Source organism: Frankia sp. CcWB2, assembly GCF_977927585.1.
Window position 1 is genome coordinate 1 of sequence record NZ_CDWRCM010000236.1, and the last position, 3128, is coordinate 3128.

General features: G+C 67.9%; 3 protein-coding genes. All 3 read right to left on the minus strand.

Translation table 11 applies throughout. The features are described from left to right. On the minus strand, positions 1 to 302 hold a 302-nt coding region (locus tag ACY45C_RS19165), incomplete at its 3' end, for a tetratricopeptide repeat protein (protein WP_462188960.1). Between the two features lie 6 nt (positions 303 to 308). Further along, positions 309 to 2312: an FxSxx-COOH system tetratricopeptide repeat protein gene (gene fxsT, locus ACY45C_RS19170; RefSeq protein WP_462188961.1), complete on the minus strand. Its 2004-nt coding sequence runs from the start codon at positions 2310 to 2312 to the stop codon at positions 309 to 311. A gap of 22 nt (positions 2313 to 2334) precedes the next feature. Then, on the minus strand, positions 2335 to 2913 hold the full coding sequence (locus tag ACY45C_RS19175; protein ID WP_462188957.1) for a KGGVGR-motif variant AAA ATPase: 579 nt from the start codon (positions 2911 to 2913) through the stop codon (positions 2335 to 2337). Positions 2914 to 3128: the final 215 nt, after the last annotated feature.

The following is a 3128-nucleotide window of genomic DNA, read 5'->3' on the forward strand; positions in this document are numbered from 1 at the left end:
TCGGACAGGATCGCCATGTCCCGGTAGCGGGCGTAGGTGTCCTCGTCGAGGCGTCGGGCCTCCTGGTAGTCACCCATGCCGCGCAGGTCCCCGCCGAGTGCCCGCGCGGCGCGGAGCGTGAGGGCGTCGTTGCTGCCGAACAGGCGGGTCAGGCGATCGTGGGCAGGCTGGTCGAGTCCCTTGGCCTGGTCCGGCTCCCCCAGCGCCCGCAGGCTGTCGGCGAGGTCGAGAGCGAGCGTCAGGGTCCGCTTGTCGTTGTCGCCGAAGACGTCACGCCAGATGTCGAGGGTGACGCTCGCCAGATCCCTTCATCCCCAGTGATCGCGTTGCTCGTAGAGACACTGGACCTGGTTCGAGACGAGCCGCGACACCTCCTCGGAGGCCGACCCCACCGCGCCGGAGGGCACCAGGTGCGGTCGGATCAGGGAGTAGCGGGGCCATGTCTCGGGGCGGTCGGGCTCCAGCGGGTCCGCCGCCGCCAGCAACGCATGGACCCGGCGGCGGACACCGGTGCGTTGGTCGGGTGTGAGGTCGTCGCGGATCACCGCCTGGACGAGCCGGTGTATCTCCAGGCTCTCGTTCTTCTGATCCACCCGGACCAGGGCGTGCTCGCTGATCTGCCGGACGGCCTTGGCCAGTACGAAGGAGTCCCGGAACTCCTGATCCTCGGCATCGGTCAGGTCACGTAGCCCCGCACCGGCAAAGATCTGCAGACTGATCGGTTCTGGGCCGAAGAAGGCACACAGCTCGGCGAGCCGCGCCGCCGTGGGAATCTCGCTGCGTAGCCGCTCCATGGACAGCAGCCAGGTGCGGGCGACTGGCAGGGGGTAGGTCGGGATCTCGCCCTCGAGCAGCAGCGGCCCTGGGCTTCGGTCAAGAAGTTCCAGGTACCGTTCCGCGGTCATCCCGGTCTCGGCGTGCCAGGCGCCGGCGTGCTCGAGCGCCAGCGGAAGGTCCCCCAGCGCCTCGGCGAGCTGCGTGGCGACCTCCGTGGTCAGCGCCGGAGCCCGCCGCCGCAACAACGCGACACTCTCCTCCCGGCTGAACATACCGATCTCCACCCGCTCCTGCCTGCCCTGCCAGCGATGGTTGCGCGAGGTGATGAGCACGTGCCCGGGGCCATGCGGGATCAGTGGCGCCACATCATCGGGGGAGTCGGCGTTGTCGAAGACGAGGAGCCAGCGTCGGTACGGATCACCCCGGCGCAGGGCGTTCACCACCTCGTCAACCGGTTCCCGCCCCTCCCGGTGCGGCAGGCCCAGGTCGGCGGCCAACCGAGCCAGACTGCTGCGGACCAGCGCCGTCTGGTCGCACCCGCTCCAGCAGACCAAATCATAGGACGCCCCGAACCGGAACACATACTCCGTGGCTACCTGCGTCTTACCCACGCCGGCGAGGCCCTGCAGAACCTGGGTACTGACGGGCGCCCCGCCCACCCCGAAAAAGCGGTCGCGCAGCCCGACCAGGAGAGCCTCTCGTCCGATGAAGCTCGGGTTGTGCTCCGGTACCCCTGTCCAGACCTGGGGCGGCGAGCCGGGGAAACGCACGTTCGCCGCCACGCCGATCTCCCGGCGGAGTTGCGTGGCCCGGCGGGTCGGACGTCCCGTCGCGGCAAGCAGCGTCTGCCGTGCGGGCGCCTCGTCGAAACCGACGAGGTCGGCATACTCCCGGTTGGTGAACTCGGCCGGCAGCTGGAAGTCCTCGATGCGGACGGGCACGAGCAGCCGACCCGTCCCGTCCGGATCGCTCGCGACCGTCCTGCGCCATCTCTCCAACGCCGGCGGTGAGCGGACGTACGCCGATGACAGGATGACGACTGTTCGGAAATGACCGGCCGCGGGGACGGCGCCCTGATCGATCCGGTTCCCGGTGCCCGGGCCCGCCTGTTCCAGCCTCGTGGCGAAACCGGCGCTCTCGAGCTCGGTGGCGATCCAGTCCGCCCAGTTCCGGTCGGCGGAGGCGTAGCTCACCACGATGTTAGTCGGGATGGACACCGTGGTCCGCTCGAAGACCGCGAGATTGCGGCGGCGCTGCGTCTCGTCCAGCGTCGCGAGGGAGCGGACCTCCCCGTTGGTCAGGTACGAGGTAAGCCTTTCATAGGCGGCGAGAAGAGTGCCCTCCTGCAACGGGCGGTCCCCGAAGACCGCCAGGATCTCCTCGTACGCATAATACGGCTTGTATGGAACCTCCACATCGCCCCAGTACCGTTCCTTCTCCCGGGCGCTCATGTTCCGCAGAAACGGATCGAAGATCGCACGGGCGAAGTCCCGGCCCAGCTCAAGTTTTTTCTGCTCACCGTCCTCGACCCGCATGGGCACCGGTAGATGGCCGATTTCACCGTCCTTGTCCTGTGCGCTGATCGACTGGGCGACGGCGGCGGCACCCTCGATGCTGGGTACTGAGTGTGAAGCAGTTTACGACGATATCGGGCAACTGCACGGTGCATATTCCGGCGGTGTCGCTCAGCCCGGTCCGGCTGTCGATGAGGATCCAGTCGTAGGACGACCGCATGTTCTCCGCGAGTGCGTCGATGAAATCGGCCCCGTTGTGCGTGTCGTAGAAGGTGCTCCAGTCGAAGGTGCTGAGCCGGCGGGAGTAGGCTGCGTCGTGACGACCGGAGCAGACGAAGTCGATTGTGCCGTTGGCCGGAAAGGACCAGGTCAGAGACACCGCGTACGGCATGATCGCGGTCGCCCGCTCGAACCAGTCTTCCTCGCCGGCGGTCGGCGGCGACATCACCGTCGCGGTGAAATCCCAGATCATGTCCATGACGCCGCGGGTCGTCCGCAGATCCGGGTCGTGGTGGAACGGATGGAAGGACCGGTGGAGCCCGGGCGCCTCCAGATCCCAGTCGACGACGAGCACCCGCCGTCCGTTGCTGGCGAGCAGCCATGCGACGTTGGCGAGCACCATGGATCGGCCCGTGCCGCCCTTGTAGGCATAGAAGGTGACGATGCGTCCCGAATCCCGTTCGGTTCACTGGCGCCCTCTCCTACGGGCCGTTGAGGAACGGACGGCGGCGGTGGCTCGGCGGGCGCTGGCGGAAGATGGTCTGGCCGGCGAAGATGCGCTCGTGCAGATCCGTCAGGATCTGCACGAGCGCATCCGCGAACTCCTCGTGGGACTGC